This window comes from Bacillus cereus group sp. MYBK15-3 (genome assembly GCF_051916765.1).
Classification (GTDB): domain Bacteria; phylum Bacillota; class Bacilli; order Bacillales; family Bacillaceae_G; genus Bacillus_A; species Bacillus_A cereus.
Genome location: NZ_JBQAHG010000022.1, coordinates 1 through 2,434, shown reverse-complemented (window position 1 = coordinate 2,434; position 2,434 = coordinate 1). Strand labels below are relative to the sequence as shown.

Below are 2,434 nucleotides of genomic sequence, written 5' to 3'. Positions count from 1 at the left end.
CGTTGTTTGTTTCGTTCAGTTTTCAAAGAACTACTTGGTCGCTCATTTGCGACTTCCTTATGTTAACATTTTCATCTTTCAATGTCAACTAAGTTTTTCATTTCGTTTGTCACTTGCGATGTTATTGTCATCAGCGACTTGTCCTATATTACACCTCTATATAATAATAGTCAATATTAATCTTTCATTTTTTTTAAAAAGATGAAAAAGACTCTCATACCCCCCTTTTATTTCTCATACATATCAATAAGATAACTGAAAGGAGTGTAGAACTTGTTCAATCCTTCTTTATTACACATCATAAGCTCCCATTCAAGAAGCCCACACTATCATAGGAAGTTTCCAATCATTCTATTTTGGAGTCAAAAAAGCGGTTGTACTTCTCTTGCTAAGTGGTTCTTTTACCAGATTGATTTATTACAAACCGCTCTAAGTTATAGTCCTTTCATTCATAATTATGAATATGATATATACAAAAGTACACCTGCCTATAGTGTACGACTAGGAATAGCTCTACGAGAAAAACAAAAAGAAACTTTTAAACTTGTTCGTAACCCTTATAGGAGAGCAGTCAGTTCTTTCGTATCCTTAATTGGACCTCCTTATATGGAACATCCCGAATGGAAACCCATCCGAAAGTTTTTATATCAAGATGAAAATTCCTCCAAAGGGATCTCATTTAAACAATTTCTATACTATCTATTTATGAAAGGAGCTCACGCAAGTGATATTAACCCACATTTCACACAACAATATATAGCTGGTGAAGAAGAATATGTGACCAATTATATATACTTAGAAAACTTCGATCAGGAAATGAAAGAATTAGAAAAGCGTTTCGAATTAAAAACCGCACCAATAAATGAGTTCTCAACATCATGGCATCATCAAACTCCCGCCATGATTTATAAAGGGGATTTTAGCGAAGGCGATATTACTGATCCTTTATTTCCACGTCATCCGACTTTTGAAAGCTTTTATGATACTGAATGTATACAACTTGTCCAAACAATATTTCAAAATGATTTCGACACATATAAATACAGCAAAGAATATCCATACTAACTTTAGTCTATTATCTTTGCTAAATAAAAAAGATACCTCATATATAAGGTATCTTTTTAACATTTCAATTATATAAATCATACTGTTTAACAGTCTCTATTCTCCACCTTGTTACCTTTTAATAGATTACATAACTTTTGCTTATCCGCCCATCCTACTCCGATTAAAACTAAACTCGCTCCCATTATTACTCTCCATGTCAGAGATTCATTTAATAGAATAATTGAAGTAACAATACTTATTAATGGTAATGCATTTAAATATAATCCGCTTACTGATGCTGAAACTCTCTCTAGCGCTTTATTCCAAAACCAATATGCTAAAATTGTTGCTCCAATAACAAGGTATATTACACTAAGTCCCGTTTTCCAAGTTTCAACCTTTGGGAGACCGTAATAAAAAATTTCTACCAGTGCAAACGGTAAGAGAATAACAGCTCCAATAATTAAAGTTAATGTTGTAAAAACCTCGTTTGATAAATACTGTTCTTGTTTTGGCCGTTTTAGCAAAACTGTGTAGAAAGCAAATAGAAAAGTACTTAATAATATCAGTATATCTCCTATTAAAGACACTTCTTGATTAGCACTTTTAGATGGAATCGTAATAAAGAGTACTCCTATAGCACCCAATATAATTCCTATCCAATAATTCAATCGAATTTTCTCTTTCAAAAAGAGTGCTGAAAAAAGAATTGTAACTAATGGTAATGCAGCATCTATAATACTCACATGTAATCCACTGGTTAAAGAAATACCGTAGGATGTAAACATAAAATAACCAGCTACACCGGTAAAAGCTAACAAACTCATTCTTTTCCATGGAACTTTTTTATGTACAACTGATTTTTGTAGTTGCTTAAATGAGAATAGCATACAAATTCCACCTGCAAAGAAAAGACGAATAAACAACAAAGTAAACGGCTGAATAGATTCTAACGCCCATTTTGTTGGCGCAATGGCTGTGCCCCATAATATAACAGCCACTAATAACATGCATATTTCTTTCATAATCCCCCACACCCATCAAAAATATATGTTAACTACCTTAATTATAGATTTTTTCTAATGTAAAATCCTTTAAAAACACAAAAGGTTATGTTAAAAGAGCTAGATTGCTACTTTTCATATAACCTTTTTATATAAGATCACAAACATTCTTGTTACATCTGGACTATATTCTTATAAAGGTAATTCTTACCTTTAAATTTAAAATAATAAAAATAAACACAAAAAAACCTAAGTCGAAACGACTTAGGTTTTTGCTTGGCGACGTCCTACTCTCACAGGGACAAGGTCCCAACTACCATCGGCGCTAGAGAGCTTAACTTCCGTGTTCGGTATGGGAACGGGTGTGACCTCTCTGCCATCAT

Annotated in this window: 2 protein-coding genes and 1 rRNA gene; 1 reads left to right on the top strand and 2 read right to left on the bottom strand. The window is 32.8% G+C overall.

Going from position 1 to position 2,434, the window contains the following annotated elements:
* Positions 1-273: 273 nt before the first annotated feature.
* Positions 274-1,065, top strand: a complete 792-nt coding sequence (locus ACTFR8_RS30260; RefSeq protein ID WP_000483015.1) for a sulfotransferase family 2 domain-containing protein — start codon at positions 274-276, stop codon at positions 1,063-1,065.
* Between the two features lie 86 nt (positions 1,066-1,151).
* Here the strand turns inward: ACTFR8_RS30260 and ACTFR8_RS30255 are convergent, their stop codons facing one another.
* Together ACTFR8_RS30255 and rrf are read right to left on the bottom strand one after the other, a co-directional pair.
* A complete protein-coding gene (locus ACTFR8_RS30255) occupies positions 1,152-2,072 on the bottom strand; it encodes a DMT family transporter (RefSeq protein ID WP_000658284.1) in 921 nt (306 codons plus the stop codon).
* Between the two features lie 253 nt (positions 2,073-2,325).
* Positions 2,326-2,434 (bottom strand): 5S ribosomal RNA (rrf, locus tag ACTFR8_RS30250); the annotation flags it as partial.